The sequence below is a fragment of the Bacillus sp. FSL K6-1003 genome (genome assembly GCF_037964945.1).
GTDB lineage: Bacteria > Bacillota > Bacilli > Bacillales > Bacillaceae > Bacillus > Bacillus mojavensis.
The window spans coordinates 586,749-604,371 of sequence record NZ_CP150176.1 but is presented as its reverse complement, the minus strand read 5'-3'; the positions used below and the strand labels follow the sequence as shown (position 1 = coordinate 604,371).

At 44.1% G+C, this 17,623-nt stretch carries 15 protein-coding genes and 2 pseudogenes; 7 read left to right on the top strand and 10 right to left on the bottom strand.

Annotated elements, in window-relative coordinates:
* The first annotated feature begins 61 nt into the window (after window positions 1–61).
* Window positions 62–769: a DUF4352 domain-containing protein gene (locus NSU16_RS03120; RefSeq protein ID WP_268504026.1), complete on the top strand. Its 708-nt coding sequence runs from the start codon at window positions 62–64 to the stop codon at window positions 767–769.
* Between the two features lie 313 nt (window positions 770–1,082).
* Here the strand turns inward: NSU16_RS03120 and NSU16_RS03115 are convergent, their stop codons facing one another.
* From NSU16_RS03115 to NSU16_RS03100, 4 genes are all read right to left on the bottom strand, one after another.
* Window positions 1,083–2,393: a collagen-like protein gene (locus NSU16_RS03115; protein WP_339192055.1), complete on the bottom strand. Its 1,311-nt coding sequence runs from the start codon at window positions 2,391–2,393 to the stop codon at window positions 1,083–1,085.
* Between the two features lie 365 nt (window positions 2,394–2,758).
* Window positions 2,759–3,943 carry a macrolide family glycosyltransferase gene (locus NSU16_RS03110; protein WP_339192054.1) on the bottom strand — a complete coding sequence of 395 codons (1,185 nt, stop codon included), beginning with the start codon at window positions 3,941–3,943 and terminating at the stop codon, window positions 2,759–2,761.
* Between the two features lie 332 nt (window positions 3,944–4,275).
* A complete protein-coding gene (locus NSU16_RS03105; RefSeq protein ID WP_268471644.1) occupies window positions 4,276–5,538 on the bottom strand; it encodes a glycoside hydrolase family 18 protein in 1,263 nt (420 codons plus the stop codon).
* A 138-nt stretch (window positions 5,539–5,676) separates the two neighbouring features.
* The gene (locus tag NSU16_RS03100) at window positions 5,677–6,351 is read right to left on the bottom strand and encodes a GntR family transcriptional regulator (protein ID WP_339179887.1); all 675 of its coding nucleotides are present in this window, start codon (window positions 6,349–6,351) and stop codon (window positions 5,677–5,679) included.
* Window positions 6,352–6,591: 240 nt separating this feature from the next.
* Between NSU16_RS03100 and NSU16_RS03095 the strand changes: the two genes are divergently transcribed.
* A complete protein-coding gene (locus NSU16_RS03095; protein ID WP_326129284.1) occupies window positions 6,592–7,329 on the top strand; it encodes a sulfite exporter TauE/SafE family protein in 738 nt (245 codons plus the stop codon).
* Between the two features lie 41 nt (window positions 7,330–7,370).
* Here NSU16_RS03095 and NSU16_RS03090 read toward each other — a convergent pair whose 3' ends face one another.
* From NSU16_RS03090 to NSU16_RS03080, 3 genes are all read right to left on the bottom strand, one after another.
* On the bottom strand, window positions 7,371–8,576 hold the full coding sequence (locus NSU16_RS03090) for an MFS transporter (protein ID WP_339192053.1): 1,206 nt from the start codon (window positions 8,574–8,576) through the stop codon (window positions 7,371–7,373).
* Between the two features lie 203 nt (window positions 8,577–8,779).
* Window positions 8,780–9,103 (bottom strand): AzlD domain-containing protein, encoded by a 324-nt coding sequence (locus NSU16_RS03085; protein ID WP_339192052.1) that lies wholly within the window; start codon window positions 9,101–9,103, stop codon window positions 8,780–8,782.
* Window positions 9,100–9,825: an AzlC family ABC transporter permease gene (locus NSU16_RS03080; protein ID WP_339192051.1), complete on the bottom strand. Its 726-nt coding sequence runs from the start codon at window positions 9,823–9,825 to the stop codon at window positions 9,100–9,102. Before NSU16_RS03080 ends, NSU16_RS03085 begins: the two co-directional genes overlap by 4 nt.
* Window positions 9,826–9,942: 117 nt before the next feature.
* On the opposite strand from NSU16_RS03080, the gene NSU16_RS03075 reads away from it, so the two are divergent.
* The 3 genes and pseudogenes from NSU16_RS03075 (at window position 9,943) to NSU16_RS03065 (ending at window position 11,721) form a co-directional block, all read left to right on the top strand.
* Window positions 9,943–10,500, top strand: coding sequence for a helix-turn-helix domain-containing protein (locus tag NSU16_RS03075; protein WP_010333178.1), 558 nt, complete (start codon window positions 9,943–9,945; stop codon window positions 10,498–10,500).
* A gap of 82 nt (window positions 10,501–10,582) precedes the next feature.
* Window positions 10,583–11,076, top strand: a pseudogene (locus NSU16_RS03070) (MarR family transcriptional regulator).
* Between the two features lie 15 nt (window positions 11,077–11,091).
* Window positions 11,092–11,721, top strand: coding sequence for a nitroreductase family protein (locus NSU16_RS03065; protein ID WP_229150107.1), 630 nt, complete (start codon window positions 11,092–11,094; stop codon window positions 11,719–11,721).
* A 40-nt stretch (window positions 11,722–11,761) separates the two neighbouring features.
* Here NSU16_RS03065 and NSU16_RS03060 read toward each other — a convergent pair.
* The 3 genes and pseudogenes from NSU16_RS03060 to NSU16_RS03050 form a co-directional block, all read right to left on the bottom strand.
* Window positions 11,762–12,135: pseudogene (locus NSU16_RS03060) on the bottom strand (SDR family oxidoreductase); the annotation flags it as partial.
* Between the two features lie 60 nt (window positions 12,136–12,195).
* A complete protein-coding gene (locus NSU16_RS03055) occupies window positions 12,196–14,853 on the bottom strand; it encodes an MMPL family transporter (RefSeq protein ID WP_339192050.1) in 2,658 nt (885 codons plus the stop codon).
* Complete coding sequence (locus tag NSU16_RS03050) at window positions 14,850–15,308, bottom strand: MarR family transcriptional regulator (RefSeq protein ID WP_010333173.1); 459 nt, start codon at window positions 15,306–15,308, stop codon at window positions 14,850–14,852. The genes NSU16_RS03055 and NSU16_RS03050 overlap by 4 nt, the downstream gene beginning before the upstream one ends.
* Window positions 15,309–15,475: 167 nt before the next feature.
* Between NSU16_RS03050 and dinB the strand changes: the two genes are divergently transcribed.
* Both dinB and NSU16_RS03040 read left to right on the top strand, forming a co-directional pair.
* Entirely contained in the window at window positions 15,476–15,985 is a 510-nt protein-coding gene (gene dinB, locus NSU16_RS03045; protein ID WP_339192049.1) for a damage-inducible protein DinB, read from the top strand.
* A 188-nt stretch (window positions 15,986–16,173) separates the two neighbouring features.
* Entirely contained in the window at window positions 16,174–17,550 is a 1,377-nt protein-coding gene (locus NSU16_RS03040; RefSeq protein WP_010333171.1) for an amino acid permease, read from the top strand.
* The last annotated feature ends 73 nt before the right edge of the window (window positions 17,551–17,623 follow it).

The window sequence follows — 17,623 nt, the reverse complement described above, 5'->3', positions numbered from 1 at the left end:
AATACAAGGTGGCCCGTTGCTTGTATAAGGAACGGGCTCTCTTTTTAATGGAGGACTTATGATGAAAAAGACTCTATCGATCTTATTTTTTATCGTCATACTTGCGGGCTGTTCCTCAAACGTCAATTCAGAAAAACAAAATACAGCCGGAGAGCAAACAGCAAAAGCCACACCGCAAAGCACTTCGTCTCAAAAAGACAGTATAGATGAGTATCAGCCTAATGCACAGGTAACGGATGACCGGTCATTGCTGAAGGTCAATCAAACGTTTTCTGATGACAAAGGAGAAGCCGTCTTAAAAGATATCAAACAAGTCAATCAAACTTATAAGATTGGAAACGTAGAGTTAACAATAAAAGAAATGAAGCTGATCCACTTACGTCCGGATTACAGCATGATTGATTATTTTCATGTATTAACACACGATGAAGAGTTTGATTTCGTTAAAGTTTTCGTTGATATCAAGAACACATCTTCCGAGAAAGTGAATTTTGCCCCGGTTGCATTGATGAAAACAAATACAGGAGAAACCTTTGATTGGAACAAAGATATTTACCTAGAAGAGTTGAATGGTGAATTAGAAGCCGGCGCCGAAAAATCCGGCAATCTCGGCTTTATTGTAAACGCAGCAAGCGGCCATACTCACGATGAACCATCAGCTGATAAGAAGAAAAAAGAGATCAAGTGGATTGAAATCACAACAAGTGACGTTTTTGACCAAAACCATAAGAAAATCAGTGATTCTCAAAAGATCAAAATTGAATTTTAACGATTGCCTTCCAACACGGAAGGTTTTTTTATTGGTGAAGTTAAGCTGTCACCTTGTATGCCCATTTGATATCCAGTTATCACTAAAAAAGATAGAGTAAATCGAACTTCTTTTTCTTTCCTATCGTGATAAAAGTCGTTCAGTGAGCTATGAAATTCGTATTTTGTCTCTTTTCCGCATACACCTGAGGTAAAAAGAAACTGGAGCGTTTGTATGGTCAACTTAAATCAGGTCAAAAAAAGCACTGTTGAACGATTAAGTACTAGTAAGATCAATAGAGTACTTTTGTTTGTCCATGACACAGTGCTAATTGTTAATCTAATTTTTTAATTACAATTGAAGCGTTTACGTTAGTTTGTGTCCCTCCTGCCAAAGTCTGCAGAGTCACTGCGGCAGCGGACGTATGATTTCGAAGAGTGAGGACATCGCCGGCTGCTATGGCTATAATAGCCTGGCCGTTGTTTTGCTGAGTACCTGCACCTGAACCGTAGACTGTATTCGTAATCGGTGCACCATTTAAAAATAATGTAAATTGGTTAGGCTCTACTCCCGAAACAGAAAAAGTGACCTCATAGTCTCCCGGAGTGGTAATTGCAATTTGAGAAGTCCCGGGGGCATGTGTAATTCCAGGGGTGGTTATCCCTGTTGAATCAAAAATGACATCAGCCTCTATAGCTACTGTTTGAGCACTAAAGTTATAAATATACCCGTATTCGGATAACCCAGCTGCTCCTGTGCCGGTTGCTCCTGTGGCTCCCGTGGCTCCGGCTGGTCCGGCGTCCCCAGTTGCTCCTGTGGCTCCCGTCGCTCCTGTGGCTCCGGTTGGTCCGGCGTCTCCTGTGGCTCCCGTTGCTCCCGTCGCTCCGGCTGGTCCGACGTCACCGGTTGCTCCTGTGGCTCCCGTCGCTCCGGCTGGTCCGGCGTCTCCTGTGGCTCCCGTCGCTCCTGTGGCTCCCGTGGCTCCGGCGTCTCCTGTGGCTCCGGTGACTCCCGTGGCTCCGGCTGGTCCGGCGTCACCGGTTGCTCCTGTGGCTCCCGTTGCTCCCGTCGCTCCGGCTGGTCCGACGTCACCGGTTGCTCCTGTGGCTCCCGTTGCTCCGGCTGGTCCGGCGTCCCCAGTTGCTCCTGTGGCTCCCGTTGCTCCGGCTGGTCCGGCGTCCCCGGTTGCTCCTGTGGCTCCCGTCGCTCCTGTAGCTCCGGCCGGTCCGGCGTCTCCTGTGGCTCCTGTCGCTCCTGTTGCTCCGGCTGGTCCGGCTGGTCCGGCGTCTCCTGTGGCTCCCGTCGCTCCTGTGGCTCCTGTGGCTCCAGCTGGACCGACGTCCCCTGTAGCTCCCGTGGCTCCCGTCGCTCCTGTTGCTCCGGCTGGTCCGGCGTCCCCGGTTGCTCCTGTGGCTCCCGTGACTCCTGTTGCTCCGGCCGGCCCTGGTGGTCCGGTGGCTCCCGTAGCCCCGGCCAGTCCTGGTGGTCCTGTGGCCCCTGTAGCTCCGGGCAGCCCTGGCAGCCCCGGTGGCCCTGGTGGTCCTGGCGGTCCTGGTGGTCCGGTGGCTCCAATACTGCCTGGTATACCGCGTAATCCACGTGGTCCCTGCGGCCCTCTTGCTCCCCTTACACAACAGCAGCACATACATGAATGTTTAGGCTCAGGATTTTTTTTAGGGCCTACTCTACAACTGGGGCTTGAAGAGTTAGATCCACAGTAAGGGCATCTATGTGACGGTTTTCGAGACATATTTTCTATTCACATCCTTTTATAACTGTATTTACCATACACTTATTCATAATATGAAAAATGACGTTGAGTGTGAATGAATACGAAAGTATTTCTCCTGCTGCCATCGCCCTCAGAAAATGAACCCTTACATCTATAATCTTCTTGACAAAACCGTTGATCCGTAAATTGACTCCGGTTATTTCTGCAATGCCAGCAAGACCCTAAATGAAAAAAGAGTGAGAACATATAAATCTCACTCTTTTTCTTATTTTTGCTGTTTATTTTCTCTGATCTATAAATTGATCGATCTGCTCCATTACCTCTTCCATATTCATGCAACCCTGAAAGCTTTGATTTATTTTTTGAATCCCTTCCTTGTATCGGTCGTTATTCAACACTTCTTCCACTGCATGTTTTAAAGACTGCGCGGTTACATGGTCTTTAGATACTGTATAACCGGCTTGTAATTCAGTCAGCCGCTGGGCCACCATTGGCTGGTCCTTATCGTGCGGCATTACAACTAAAGGAACGTTAAAGTGAATGCCTTCATTTACACTGTTCATTCCTCCGTGAGTGATGAAAACGTCTGATTGTTCCAGCACTTCCAATTGAGGCACATATGAAGCAATGATAAAGTTTTCCGGCGCTTGCTTTAATCTTGTCAGATCGGCTTTTTCTCCCGTAGCTATCACGACCTTGCCCCTGACATCAGAAAAAGCATCTATACATATGTTGAAAAACTCTTCAGTTTCGTCTAATACCGTCCCCATTGAAATATAGATGACTTTCTCACCTTTCAATTTCTCAATCGGGAAATCAGTTTTTTCCGCTCTCTTTGGAAAGCTTGGACCGATAAATAGAAACTCATTGCCGAAACGATGGCTTTCCGGCTGAAAATATCGGCTTGTGTACACTACATTTAGGCCACCTTTATTATTCATGAATTGAACCATATTTTCAGGTGATACACCGTAATTTTGTTTCATCTCTAATAATAGATCTTCACACTCTTTATCCAATTGTAAAGGCACTTCTGAATCCGGATGCAGAGGCAATATCTTCAAATGCTCTTCATCGAATAAAAAGGAAGCAGATGAAGAGATGCCCGGGATGTTGAGATAATCTCTGACCAGCTCTCCCGCACCGAATTTATCATAATAAACAAAATCAAACTGAATGCTTTTTGACAGTTCTTTCACGATATTTAATATGGCCAGAGATGTCTTTATATGAATTTTTAAGAAGGAGAGAATACCGTCAGGGGAACCTGTACGAACGGGAACTGTCCTCAGCAAATCCTGATGAAGGTGGACAGTCGCTCCTACCGCTTCTAATCTTTCTTTATACCTTTCAGTGGAGATATAGTGGACATCATATCCTCGATCGGCAAAGGCTTTCGTAATGCCTAATGTAGGATTTACGTGGCCTTCTGCAGGAAAATTTAGGATCAATACTTTTTTCATTCTGACAACTTCCTCTCACTCGTATTCCGTAAGCTTTCATAAGACGATATGCAATTTGTGCCTGATTAGACTGATATTAGTTATCACTATCGATCATAATTGGGGAGACCGACGCCATGCAAGTGACAAATGCACGAATTATTCTGCCACTTTAGGCTGATGCGGTTTTATGGCTTTCAATCTGTTACGATTAAGGATATCGTCAGTGAACTGACAATCTATCGGGAACTCAGAGCTGCACGATGCGAGAGACAACGCAAGGCAGACTGAGATCTTTAAAACATTCACCAGCAGCTTAAAACATCACTAAAAAGACACCGTGTTCGGTGCCCTTACACTTTTCTGATCGTAAAAAATTTACGCAGAAGCCACGGTGCTGGTGTGAATCCGAGTGTTAACTGCCAGGCGCCAATGGCTTGTAATCCATATTCTCGGACGATCAGCATCTTTTGGCTCATGCTCCTGACATCTTCAAACCATACTTCATGCGTCCGTCCCTGCTCATCTCTGTAGCGAAAAAATGGCGATTGATATTCGTTTGAATACTGAATGGGTGCTTGGTACCTCATCGCTGTTTCAATTGATTTTTGATTTGAAATAGCTGAAGCCACTGTTCCCGGCTGGTAAGGGATGATCCAATTGTAGCCGTAGAGCGGGACACCGATGATGATTTTTCTCCGCGGCACCTGGGCAATCGCAAATTCAATTGTTCTTCTTATTTCAGTAATCGGCGCAACAGGCCCCGGCTCGCTTCCCGCATGATGCCAGTCATACGCCATGATAAACATATAATTGACGACCGCTCCGATCCCTCCGTAATCATAGCCCCTCAGCCATGAAATATCATCACTTGTTTTTGCCGGAACAGCTATGGTCAGCACATAGCCACCCGGCTGCAGACGATCTCTGAGCTGACGCAAAAATCCTGTGAACAGATCCCGATCTGCGGCGCTCACTTTTTCAAAATCGATCATCACGCCGCCATATCCCCTTGTGGATACCAAGTTATAAATATTGTTAACCAGATTGGTTCTCGCAGTTGGATTGTTTAACACTTGGCGTACGAGTTCCGTGCTGAAGCCTGCTGAGGTTAAATTTGTTATTGTTGCAAGCGGCGTCACTCGTCTTCTCCATGTGGTTTCAATAGCGGCTGCGTCATTCAATTGGTTTGCAATGTCGCCATTAGGCGCAATATGGTATTCGAAAATGGAAATCGAAGACGAATATGGTGCGTAATCATTGATTAAATCGCGATCAAGATCCGGATTACGGAGCACATAAAAGCTTAACGTTCCCGCAATATAGTTTGAGATATTAGGGATCGTTAGTCTCATTCCTGCTTGCAAGGCATTTGGGTTTATAGCGGGATTGGCGGCTCTTAGCCGTTCTGCTGGAACAAACGCTTTTGCCGCAATAGCTGTGAGCGTGTCGCCCGGCTGTACTGTATATACATAAAGAGGGATAAGCAGAGCCTGCCCCGGCACAATATTCGTTTCTTCTAACCCATTCACACCCCGTATTTGATCAACAGAAGCACCGTATCTTCTGCCTATGGAAAACAAAGAATCACCCGGCCGGACGATATGGATAAACATGTCTAACCCCCATTATTCGTTAGTCAATCATCATAGAATCTTATTAATGGGCTTCCTTATATATGATTTGCGATTTATTAAGTGGATGAGAGCAATAAAAAATACCAAGGACTCTTCCTTGGTATCCGTACATGTCATTTAATTTTCTTTTCCTTCTTCAAGCACACGCTTCAAATGTTCTGAGTCATGATTGAAATGAGCCATCATATATTCTTTGGCTGCTTCTTTGTTTCTCTTTTTGACTTCTTCAAATATGCTGCGGTGTTCACGCAGGATTGTTTCAGGGCGGTTGTCCCCTTTATAATTAAGGATTCTGCAAAAGTGAATCAGATCATTTACATGCTCAAGCAAATTTTTCAAATGTCTGTTATGGCTAAAATCGACAAGCAGCTGATGAAACTTTTGGTTTAAGCTGATCATTTCAGTTTCTTCCGCTCCGTTACGAATCGCGTTTTCTGTTTCTTCAAGCTGTGTTTCAAGCGTTTGAAGCTCTTCGTCATTCGCTTTGTCTATTACCAATTCGACAGCAAGCAGCTCGAGAGGAATTCTGATTTTATAAATTTCATCTACATCTTTAGCTGTTAAAGAAGCGATTGAAAATCCATTCCGGTCATCTGCCCGTAACAAGCCGTCTTTCTCAAGCAGCCGCATAGCTTCCCGTATCGGAGAGCGGCTGACGCCGAAACTTTTAGCCAGCTGTGTTTCATTGATCCGTTCCCCCGGCTTAAAAGTTCCGTTAAAAATCATTTTTTTCAGCTGGAAATAAAATTGCAGGTAATAAGGAGTCGGCTTGTCTAATTTAAATTCATCCATATACATAATACCTCTTTTGAATAGATTCAGGGGTCTGTTCTTCATCAAAATCATATAACAGATAATAAAGGGAAGCAACAAACTGTCTTGTCAAATCCCAAAATTTGCGGTACGATATTTTTGCTAAACGACGGTCGACGGACTACTGTCAACCAATGAGATGATCCTCTCATGTGCTACCGAACAGTTCGCCCACTAGATCATTACATTTACAGCTCAGTATACAATGGAGGAAAAGCTATGCTCATTATTCTTGTTATGTTTCTTCTTGGAATCATTTTAGGCTTTATTGGTGCTGGGGGAGCCGGCTTTGTTATCGCTCTTTTAACCCTTGTTTTTCATATTCCGATTCATACAGCTTTAGGCACTTCCCTCGCCGGTATGGCTTTCACCAGCTTATCGGGGGCGTACAGCCATTACCGGGAAGGCAACATCCAGTTGAAAATCGGTTTAACGGTCGGATGCTTCGCTGCCGTTGGATCATTTTTCGGGGCAAAGCTGACATCTTTTATTCCGGCCGATTTGCTTCATTATTTGACAGCGGGAATGTTATTTTTATCAGCGATTCTCATTTTAATCAGGTTATTTATTTTAAAAGAAAAACCTCAAGTGAGTCAAAGCAATGTATCAATGTATACAAAAGCCGTGATTTTAGGAATCGTATCAGGCATACTTTCCGGCACATTCGGCATCGGCTCTGCTCCTTTTATCCAGATCGGTTTAATGATTATGCTGAACCTGTCCATCCGTCATTCTGTCGGAACGACGATGCTTGTCATTATCCCTCTTGCTGTAGGCGGAGGCATAGGGTATATCTCGGAAGGATTTGTTGATTACGTATTGCTGATCAAAGTCTTGATCGGAACCATGTGCGGTGCGTATGTTGGCGCGAAATTCACCAATCTCATGCCAAAGGCCGTCTTGAAATCAGCAATCTTTTTGACTCCGGCCATCGCCGGCCTACTTTTGCTATTTTAATGAGATCAAAAAAAACCTGACATGCCGTCAGGTTTTTTTGATTAATTTTGCTTCACGCTCTCCTTTGTTAATCTAAAAAAGGCGAGCGAACCGATAACTGCTGTAACAAACATGATCGCTCCCATCGGAACAGCTGTCGTCTCATCAATGCCCACAAGCGGCGAAACGATGGAGCCAAGGAGCAGCGGGATCATTCCCAGCAGCGCACTTGCACTTCCGGCGCGGTGCCCCTGTTTTTCCATGGCCAGCGTAAATGTGCTCGTCAGAACCATGCCGATCGTAATCATATAGACAAAAATAGAGATAACCAATGCAGCGAGAGGACCGTGAATCATCGTCATCGTTAATAGCACGGCAGTCGCAATCATAGCTGTAATGACCGCCATGCGGAGCAGGCTTTTTTCATGAATGATTCCGCCAAAGCGCCCGATCATAAAGCTTCCCGTAATAATCGCCAGGCCGTTTATGCCGAATAAAATACTAAACACCTGCGGCGACACCCCATAAATATCCTGGTACACAAAAGGCGTACCGGATACATAAGCAAAGCTTCCTCCGTGAATAAATCCGACAGTTAACGCGTAGCCCATAAAAGAACGATCCTTCAGCAGGCTTCCCATCGTTCTGACAGATGTTCCGATTGAGCTTGGAATCCGCTTTTCCGGCGGCAATGTTTCTTTTAACTTTAGCGCAATAATCAGTACAAGTACAAATCCGATGATCGTTAAAAAGTGAAAAATCGTATGCCACGTTGCAAACGGCAGCAATAAAAGAGCACCGCCTGTCATTGGCGCAATCATTGGCGCGACTGCAGTAATCACCATTAACAGTGAGAAAAATTTAGAAAGCTCTCTCCCTGTAAACACATCCCGCACGATTGCCCGAGACAGCACAAGTCCCGCAGAGGCCGTAATCCCCTGTAAAAAACGGGCTGCCACCAGTGTTGTTATGTTTGGTGAGAGCGCACAGAACAGAGAAGATAACGCAAATAAGAAAATACAGATTAATAGCGGTTTCCGTCTTCCCTGCGCATCACTGACCGGCCCGACAATCACTTGACCTATGGTAAGCCCGATCAGACAGGCTGTTAAACTTAACTGTACAAGCGAGGCACTGGCCGATAAATCATCGGCAATGTCAGGAAAACTAGGCAAATACATATCTATATTAAGCGGGCCCAATATAGCAAGCATGCCGAGCAGAAACGCCAATGCCAAACGCTCTTTTCCAGTTGGATTTTGCAGCATTCTATCAAAACCTTCCCTTTAATCTAGTATTTATTTTCAATAGATGTCACTCCAACAATTGATTGAAGCTGTAAAACATTTGTATATTGTACCATAACTTTCAGCCAGTGAAAGCCGCTTAAAGATTGAATCATAGACACAAAAAATACCAGGGTCTGCTTCCCCCTGATATCGTGGTTTTAATGTAAATGTAAACAGCTGTTTTATACCCATAAGCGCAAGCCGGCCATAAGAATAACACCGCTGATAACTGTCATAGATAAACTTTTTGTTTTCAATGCAATCAATAGAGTAGGAACCAATACAACAGTGACCTGCCAATTCAATGTAAGAGAATCATTGGATTGAATCATGCAATCCTTCACAACAAGTGCCGTCAATATACAAACCGGCACATAGGAGAGCCATTTCAGCACAGGCACCGGCAAGGAAATATTCCGGACAACTAAAAATGGAACCACGCGGGGAATCATTGTGACCAGCGCGCAGCCGATAATCACCGTCAGGATGTATGCATTTATGCTCATTTATCTGTCACCACCCCGATTGTCGCTACGATGATCGTTGACATGATGACAGCGAGATGAGACGGCATAATGAAAGAGAAAATAATCATCGCAATCACCATATAAATGATGAGAGATACATAGTGTTTAACCTTTGCAGGCACAACATGTTCCATCTGCAAAATCAGCAATGCTAAAAACATAGCCGTCACCGCAAAGTCGAGTCCGAACATTTCCGGATCGGTAATCCATTTACCAAAGACTGCACCTGCCACACAAGAAAGCACCCAGCACGCATATGCAGTGAGATTTAAACCGAACATCCATCGATCACTAATCGGTTCTTTTTTTACAATCTTATTTGAAGCAACACCAAAGGACTCATCTGTCACCATCATGCCGATCCCCACATTTTTCACTAGCGAATACTTTGAAAAATGAGGAGCAAGCGCAGAACTTAATAGAAAATTTCGTAAATTCACAATAAACGTTGTCAGGATAATAGCGGACATCGGACTGTTTGCTGCTAACAAAGCACAAATAATGAACTGGGCGCCGCCTGCAAAAACCAAACCTGACAACAGTGTAATTTCAAGGACACTTAAATGCGAGGCAATCCCCACGATACCGGCAGCCAAACCTATACTGATATAGCCGATTAGCGTCGGGACACAATCTTTAAACCCTTGTATGAACGATGGCTCGCATGTTTGGGCATGGGTTAGTTCCTTCTCTGATATCATTCTGTTCCCCTCCTAGTCTAACATATTATACACATATACGTTATAGCTTACAACAGTATGTAAGAGCTGATTTTAATGTGCTATAATAAAGCGAATATGACGTAAGGAGATACATGTATGGATGATATCCAAGCCATTATCGCAAAGAATCTTGCCAAACTCAGAAAAAGCAGAAACCTGACTCTTGATCAAGTTTCTGAGTTAACAGGCGTCAGCAAAGCGATGCTCGGACAAATTGAGAAAGAAAAATCGACCCCGACAGTCACCACTCTCTGGAAGATCGCAAATGGGCTGCAAGTATCTTTTTCTGTTTTTCTGAAAGAAGACAAGCCGAAAGTAAGAAAAATTAATCTCAAAGATATTGAACCTGTTACAGATAATGAAGAAAACTACATCGTTTACCCCTTTTTTCCCTACAATCCTGAAACAAAGTTTGAAATTTATGTTGTCGATCTGAAACCGGGGTGCATACATGAAGCAAAAACACATTTAGGAGAAGAATACATTTTAATTAAAGAGGGCGAGTTAACCGTCAATCTGCAGGACCAGAAGCATACGCTTGTTTCCGGAGACGCCTTGCAGTTTACGGGATCCACACCGCACAGCTACATCAATTCATCACAGGAAACGGCCAGCTTTTTTCTGCTGATGTTTTATCCTGAGCCGCAAGGATAACAAGAACCTCCCAACTTATATGTTGGGAGGTTTTTCAAATGCGCAAAAGGCTTGCAAATTGAAATCAATCGTTGTATATTAATTGATGTGTCAATCATTGATATATCAATTATTTTTTTGACAAGAAAGAAGGGATGGGTTTTGGCATCATTTTGTTCTGAGGAAGCCGAGATTTTATATCAACTGCAAGGCGTGAACAAAGTGATTGGCGTGAAGTTCGAGGCATGCACGGGCATCAGCCAATCTCGTTTGGAATTGCTGACATTGCTTTATCATGCGGATGAGATTAGTCAAAGCGACCTTCAAAAGAAAGTCAATATCGATAGCGCGGCCGTCACAAGACACCTAAAACAGCTTGAAGCCAAAGGCATGGTATTAAGACGGCGCAAGCCCGAAGACAATCGGATTACCCTTGTGCGGTTAACAGATCAAGGAAGAAAACGAATCGAGTCTTCTAAGAAAGAAAAGGAGCGTTTCATGAAAGAAATGCTCGCAAATGTAAGTGCTGAAGAGCGCCGCGTGCTTATTGATGTGCTTGGGCGCATGCGAAACAACATAGATAATATCGAAGCTTAAAAGGAGTGTATCAACATGATTAAAACAAACGATTTTATGGAGATTATGAAAGGACGCCGTTCCATTCGCAATTATGATCCGACAGTGAAAATCAGCAAAGAAGAAATGACAGAAATCCTAGAGGAAGCTACAACTGCACCATCCTCTGTCAACGCGCAGCCATGGCGTTTTCTCGTCATCGACAGCCCGGAAGGAAAAGAGAAGCTCGCGCCGCTAGCAAGCTTTAACCAAACACAGGTCACAACTTCATCTGCCGTCATCGCTGTTTTTGCAGACATGAACAATGCAGACTATTTAGAAGACATTTATTCAAAAGCCGTTGAGCTCGGTTACATGCCGCAGGAGGTAAAAGATAGACAAATCGCTGCCTTGACTGCTCATTTTGAAAAACTTCCTGCACAGGTAAACCGTGAGACGATCCTGATTGACGGCGGCCTTGTTTCTATGCAGCTTATGCTGACTGCACGCGCGCATGGCTATGACACAAACCCGATCGGCGGCTACGATAAAGAAAACATCGCAGAAGCCTTCGGATTAGACAAAGAGCGTTATGTGCCTGTTATGCTTCTTTCTATCGGAAAAGCTGCGGACGAAGGATACGCATCCTACCGTCTGCCGATTGATACCATTGCAGAATGGAAATAAAACAAAGCTCCCAAGAATGACTCTTGGGAGCTTTTTCATTTTAGATAGTTCCGCCATGCACACGGATCGTCTGGCCTGTGATCCATTGGGATTTTTCGCTCACCAAAAAGTCAATCACATTTGTGATATCCTCCGGTTCGCCAATGCAGTCGACTTTTTCAGTCCTTCTAGCTGCTGCTCGGTTTTGCCTGCATGAAACAGCTCGGTGTTCTCTGGCCCTAGTGCAACCGCATTAATGGTGATTTGTTTCCGGCTAATTCTTTGGCTAGCTGACGGGCGAATTGCTCAACCGCGCCTTTTGTTCCCGCATATACGCTGTACGCAGGAGACATTTGCCTGACAACAGATGCAGAAAAGTTGAGGCTTTCCCCCCTTCCCCTCCATGTATTTCATCGCTTGCTGACAGACGAAAAACGGCCTCTTCCATCTACAAAAAAGAGTGATGAACAAATGAATTGTCACCACTCTTTTTTTCTATTCTATATTTTTCTTTCTGCCAAACGGCCACCAGTTTCCTTCTCCAAATGTCACAATGATTGCCGGCATCAAGAGCGGAAGAATGACAAGGCCGTAAAGCAGCAGCCCGATAATGATGACACTTGCCACCTGCATCAGCGTATTGACGCCTGATGGCATCATCGCCGCGAATGTACCGGCCAAAATAATAGCCGCGGTGATGATGACAGAGCCCATTTTGCTCATTGACCTGATGACACCTTGATGAATGCCAAGGTGTACCTCTTCCTTAAATCGGTCCAGCAAGAAGATCGAATAATCTACGCCTAACGCGATCAATATGACAAAACTGAAGAACGGTACTGCCCAGCTGACGCCGGCGTTACCTAAGCCGTTTACAAAAATTAATTCCGTTATGGATATCGACGTATAATACGTCAGCAGCAGTGACGCGATCATATAAATCGGCATGATCATGGAGCGGAACAAAATCGTTAACACAATAAACAGGCCAATAATCATGATCACCATTGTTCTGGAGAAGTCCGTTGTGGAAAGCTCTTTTAAGTCAGCATTCACACTCGTGACCCCGCCGTATACGATCTGTGCATCCTCGAGAGGAGTGCCGTCCACTTCGTTTGCTACAGCTTTTTTGATTTGGTTTATTGTTGTAATGGCTTGTTCTGAATAAGGATTAGAATCCAAGACGACGCTTAATTGCACGCCTTTGCCGTCTTCAAAGGAATATTGGTCGATTGACTTCTTAAAGTCTTTATCCTTCATGACTTGATCAGGAATGAATATCCCTGTATCCCTTACGGTTGAGCTTTGGCTCATGTCCTCTAACATATCACTGGAAGCTGTCACGCCGTCAGAGATTTTCGTCAGGCCATCATTTGCACTCTTCACGCCCCCTGCAAGCTTCTTCAGGCTTTCTGTCAGTGTTCCAGCTTGCGCCTGCTGGCCTGAGATCTGCTGGTTCGCTTGTTCAAGTCCGGTTTGAATCTGTCCAAGCTGTCCGCTGATTGCCGTAAGCTGCTGCACGGTCTGTGCAGTATTGCCGGTTTGGGAAATCTGTTTACTTACGAGCTGCAGCTGCTGATTGATTTTGCCCAATCCGTCTGCCGCATCGCCCAGTGCACCGCCGGAGCTGCTATTTGAGTTTGAGCCGGTTTGACCCGCCATTTGATTCAACCCGTTTTCGATATCAGTTAAACCGCTTTGGACATCGGCAATTCCTTTTACCGTCTTATCTAGCCCGTCTGAAACCGAGCCTAGCTGTTTATCAATATATAAATCTTTGATTTTTTCACCAGTCGGCTGCGTGATGGTCAAGACAGAGTCAACATGCTCGACTTTCTCAATCGCTTTGCTGATATTTCCGAGATAAGGGATTGTATCAGCTGTTGTGAGATCTTTGTCTCCTTTTATGACAACATTGATCGGGAACGCTTTCCCTTCACCGAATCCATCCTTGATGGCCTCGAGAGCTTTTACTGATTTATAATCGCTGCTGATTTCCGCAGTCGAATCGAATGAAATCTGGTCATCATAGGTCAAAATAAACGGAAGCGTGATAAACACCGTAATGGCAATAAACAGAAACGGACGCATAACGGAATGTCTGCCGAGAAACGCCCATAATTTGTTGTCACTGTGCGACAGCACTTTCTTAGAAGGCCAAAATAACTTCTCACCCAGCGTTACCATAAATAATGGCAGCAGTGTATAGAGAATGATCATTAAGATCCCTACACCGACTGCGACCCCTACTGCGGATTGGAAAATCGCAAACTTCGCAAATCCTAAGGCGGAAAAACCGACCAATACCGCAAATCCACTAATAAATAAGGTTTTTCCTCCTGTACGGTAAGCGATAAGCGCCGCTTCTTTTTTATCATGCCCGTTTGCTAACTCTTCACGGAATCGGGTAAGAAGCAGAATGCAGTAATCTGTTCCGATACCGAACAGGATGGCAACTAAGAAGGTTTGCGTAAACGTCGAGATCGGAAAATCCACATTGTATACAAGGATGCCCAGTATAGATTGACTGATCAGATAAGAGAAACCGACAACTACAATCGGGATAAAAGGCGTCACAACAGATCGGAACACGATCAGCAGTAAACCGATGATCAGGCAGACTGTGATCACTTCCGTTTTCTTGAGCCCTTCTTCTGAGCTATGAGCGAAATCCTGATTGATGAGAGAGGCTCCCGTAATATATGCAGTCAAATCATTAGGAACGATTTTATAGATGTCATCCGCGATTTTTTCCGCTTTTTTATCAGAACCTGTAATCGTGACAGGAATGAGAATCGTTTTCTTGTCTTTTGAAATCAATTGGTCTTTGACTTCTTTTTCTGCTGTTAGAGGAGACGTTACTTCTTCTACACCGTCGATCTTTTTGACTTTATCAATCATTGTCTCGAGCTGATCCTCTGTTTCTTTCTTCAAAGCGTGGTCTAATGTAAAGACGATACTGAGCGAATTATTGTCTTCTCCCGCTTGTTTTAAAATGGCATTTGCTCTTTCTGAAACCGCATCAGCAGGAAGCTGGGCCTGCCCCTTTTGATTGGCCAGCTCCGTTAAGTTCGGAGAAAACAAACTCAATACGACGGTAAGTGCTAATATAACTGCTGCAATGGCCCACTTGAATTTGATGATTGCTCTCATTCTGCAGAATCTCCTCCTTTAAATTTGCTTTTTAGAATAGTGAATATCTCTATGATAGAATTTAAGTGTTTCTCATCTATATCATCAATCAGCTCTTTGAGAGCATTAAAAATGGCTGAATCTAATTCTTCCAGTATGCTTTCACCGCTGGCTGTGATGTTAATAAGCTTAGAGCGCTTATCACTTTTCGCCGGACAGTCATCCCATTCAACCAATCCCTTATCGAGCAGCTTTTTCAGCCTGTTCGAAATCGCGCTTTTATGTACATTTTGATACATGGCCAGGCTGCCGGGAGACGTTGGGCCCTTAACTTTTAAAATTTTTAACAGGTCCGCCTGTTCCCTTGAGATATGCTTGAAGACATCCTGATTGATTTCACGATGCACAAACTCTGTCCCTTCAAGTAATACTTCTACAAACAGGTTTATCGCCTGACATAGCTTTTGTTCATTCAACATCTGCCCCTCCTCAGTATAGTTTACCCCTCTAAACTTTATGATCAATGTCAATTAGTTTATTCCCCTAAACTATGTCTGTCAACATATTTTATTCACGAACACGACAACAAGAACACTCGTTCGTGTATAATAGATTCTATAAATGCGAAAGGGGAAAAATTAACATGTCGGATTTTTCATTAAAATCGTATGAATATAACGTCTGGGCCAATCAGCAAATATTCAACCGATTAAAAGAGCTTCCAAAAGAGGTGTACCACCAAGACATTCAAAGCGTGTTTCCATCGATATCGCATGTGTTGTCTCATGTTTATCTTTCTGATCTCGGCTGGATGGAAGTGTTTTCCGGCCAAAGCATGACCGATGCTTTGGCGTTAGCTGAACAACTTAAAGAACAGACAGAAGCAAAAGAAATGGAGGAAATGGAAGCCCAGTTTCTGACATTATCGGAGCGCTATTCATTATTTTTGCAGCAAAAAGAACAGCTCAATAAGCCCCTCCAAATTATAAATCCCTCAGGCGGAATCATGAAAACGACTGTTTCTGAGCTGGTTCCCCACGTTGTGAATCACGGGACATACCACCGCGGCAACATAACAGCGATGCTGCATCAGATAGGGTACGCATCTGCTCCGACTGATTATGGGCTTTATCTGTATATGAAAAAAGCATAAAATGGCGTAAACAAAAGCGGCTCCCACAATTGAGCCGCTTTTTTCGTATCATGTGAAGCATCGATAAACCTTAAAATTTCCTTCCATATTTCCTGTATAGTAAAAAAGATCGAAATTTTAGTGTTATAATAATCATTAAAAATATATTGCTGACTCAATAAACAATTTTCAATGGAGGAACACACAAAGTGACAGACGACATGACGAAAGACAATATAAATCAGCAAAAATTGGAAAGAGGCCTGAAAAACAGGCACATCCAGCTCATCGCCATCGGCGGGGCCATTGGAACGGGCTTATTTCTCGGCTCAGGAAAATCCATTCATTTTGCCGGACCGTCGATTCTATTTGCTTACATGATCACAGGGATCATTTGCTTTTTGATTATGAGATCTCTGGGTGAACTGCTGCTATCAAATTTGAACTATCACTCTTTTGTTGATTTTGTACAAGACTATTTAGGCGATATGGCAGCCTTTATCACCGGCTGGACTTATTGGTTCTGCTGGATTTCGATTGCAATGGCTGATCTGACAGCCGTCGGGCTCTACACTCAATATTGGCTCCCTGGTGTGCCGCAATGGGTGCCCGGCTTAATCGCTCTGATTATTTTACTGATTATGAACTTGGCAACCGTCAAGCTTTTTGGAGAATTAGAATTTTGGTTTGCTTTAATTAAAGTCATTGCCATTTTGGCGCTGATCGTCATTGGCCTTGTCATGATCTTTAAAGGGTTTTCCACAAGCTCAGGCGTCTCCAGTTTCACAAATCTCTGGAGCCACGGAGGTATGTTTCCAAATGGCATGCACGGGTTTATCCTCTCGTTCCAGATGGTTGTATTTGCCTTTGTCGGCATTGAGCTGGTGGGACTGACAGCCGGTGAAACAGAAAACCCTGAAAAAGTCATCCCTAAGGCGATCAACAATATCCCTGTCCGGGTGCTGCTTTTCTATATCGGTGCTCTTCTCGTGATTATGAGCATCTATCCATGGGATGTCATCAACCCTAGCGAAAGCCCATTCGTACAGGTGTTTGTCGCGGTTGGCATCGTCGGGGCAGCAAGCATTATCAACTTTGTTGTATTAACGTCAGCTGCCTCAGCCTGCAACAGTGCTGTATTTAGTACAAGCCGAATGGTCTATTCACTGGCGAAAGATAAGAATGCGCCGGAATCAATGGCAAAACTGACACCGCGCAAGGTACCGAGAAATGCATTGTTCTTTTCAGCTATTGTGATTTTAATCGGTGTCACATTGAACTACATCATGCCGGAAGGCGTATTCACCTTGATCACAAGTATTTCCACCGTATGCTTTATCTACATATGGGGAATTACCGTTATCTGCCATATGAAATACCGTAAAACAAGACCTGAATTGGCGAAAGCAAACAAATTTAAGCTCCCGCTTTATCCATTTACGAATTACTTAATTTTAGCGTTCCTGGCGTTTGTCCTTGTTGTGCTGGCATTAGCACAGGATACTCGGGTTTCTTTATTTGTTACACCGGTTTGGTTTATTTTGCTGATTGTGATTTATAAAGTAAGAAAATTAAAGCAGCAATAACCCTCTTACAGCTCCTGCCCTCAGAAATGAGAGCAGGAGCTTTTTTAATTGAATATCCAGAGGAGTTCCAATT

Bases quoted from the DNA above. Each gene is read 5' to 3' on its own strand.
- NSU16_RS03120 (WP_268504026.1), top strand. From the start codon at position 62: ATGAAAAAGACTCTATCGATCTTATTTTTTATCGTCATACTTGCGGGC.
- NSU16_RS03115 (WP_339192055.1), bottom strand. From the start codon at position 2,393: ATGTGCTGCTGTTGTGTAAGGGGAGCAAGAGGGCCGCAGGGACCACGT.
- NSU16_RS03110 (WP_339192054.1), bottom strand. From the start codon at position 3,943: ATGAAAAAAGTATTGATCCTAAATTTTCCTGCAGAAGGCCACGTAAAT.
- NSU16_RS03105 (WP_268471644.1), bottom strand. From the start codon at position 5,538: ATGTTTATCCATATCGTCCGGCCGGGTGATTCTTTGTTTTCCATAGGC.
- NSU16_RS03100 (WP_339179887.1), bottom strand. From the start codon at position 6,351: ATGGATGAATTTAAATTAGACAAGCCGACTCCTTATTACCTGCAATTT.
- NSU16_RS03095 (WP_326129284.1), top strand. From the start codon at position 6,592: ATGCTCATTATTCTTGTTATGTTTCTTCTTGGAATCATTTTAGGCTTT.
- NSU16_RS03090 (WP_339192053.1), bottom strand. From the start codon at position 8,576: ATGCTGCAAAATCCAACTGGAAAAGAGCGTTTGGCATTGGCGTTTCTG.
- NSU16_RS03085 (WP_339192052.1), bottom strand. From the start codon at position 9,103: ATGAGCATAAATGCATACATCCTGACGGTGATTATCGGCTGCGCGCTG.
- NSU16_RS03080 (WP_339192051.1), bottom strand. From the start codon at position 9,825: ATGATATCAGAGAAGGAACTAACCCATGCCCAAACATGCGAGCCATCG.
- NSU16_RS03075 (WP_010333178.1), top strand. From the start codon at position 9,943: ATGGATGATATCCAAGCCATTATCGCAAAGAATCTTGCCAAACTCAGA.
- NSU16_RS03065 (WP_229150107.1), top strand. From the start codon at position 11,092: ATGATTAAAACAAACGATTTTATGGAGATTATGAAAGGACGCCGTTCC.
- NSU16_RS03055 (WP_339192050.1), bottom strand. From the start codon at position 14,853: ATGAGAGCAATCATCAAATTCAAGTGGGCCATTGCAGCAGTTATATTA.
- dinB (WP_339192049.1), top strand. From the start codon at position 15,476: ATGTCGGATTTTTCATTAAAATCGTATGAATATAACGTCTGGGCCAAT.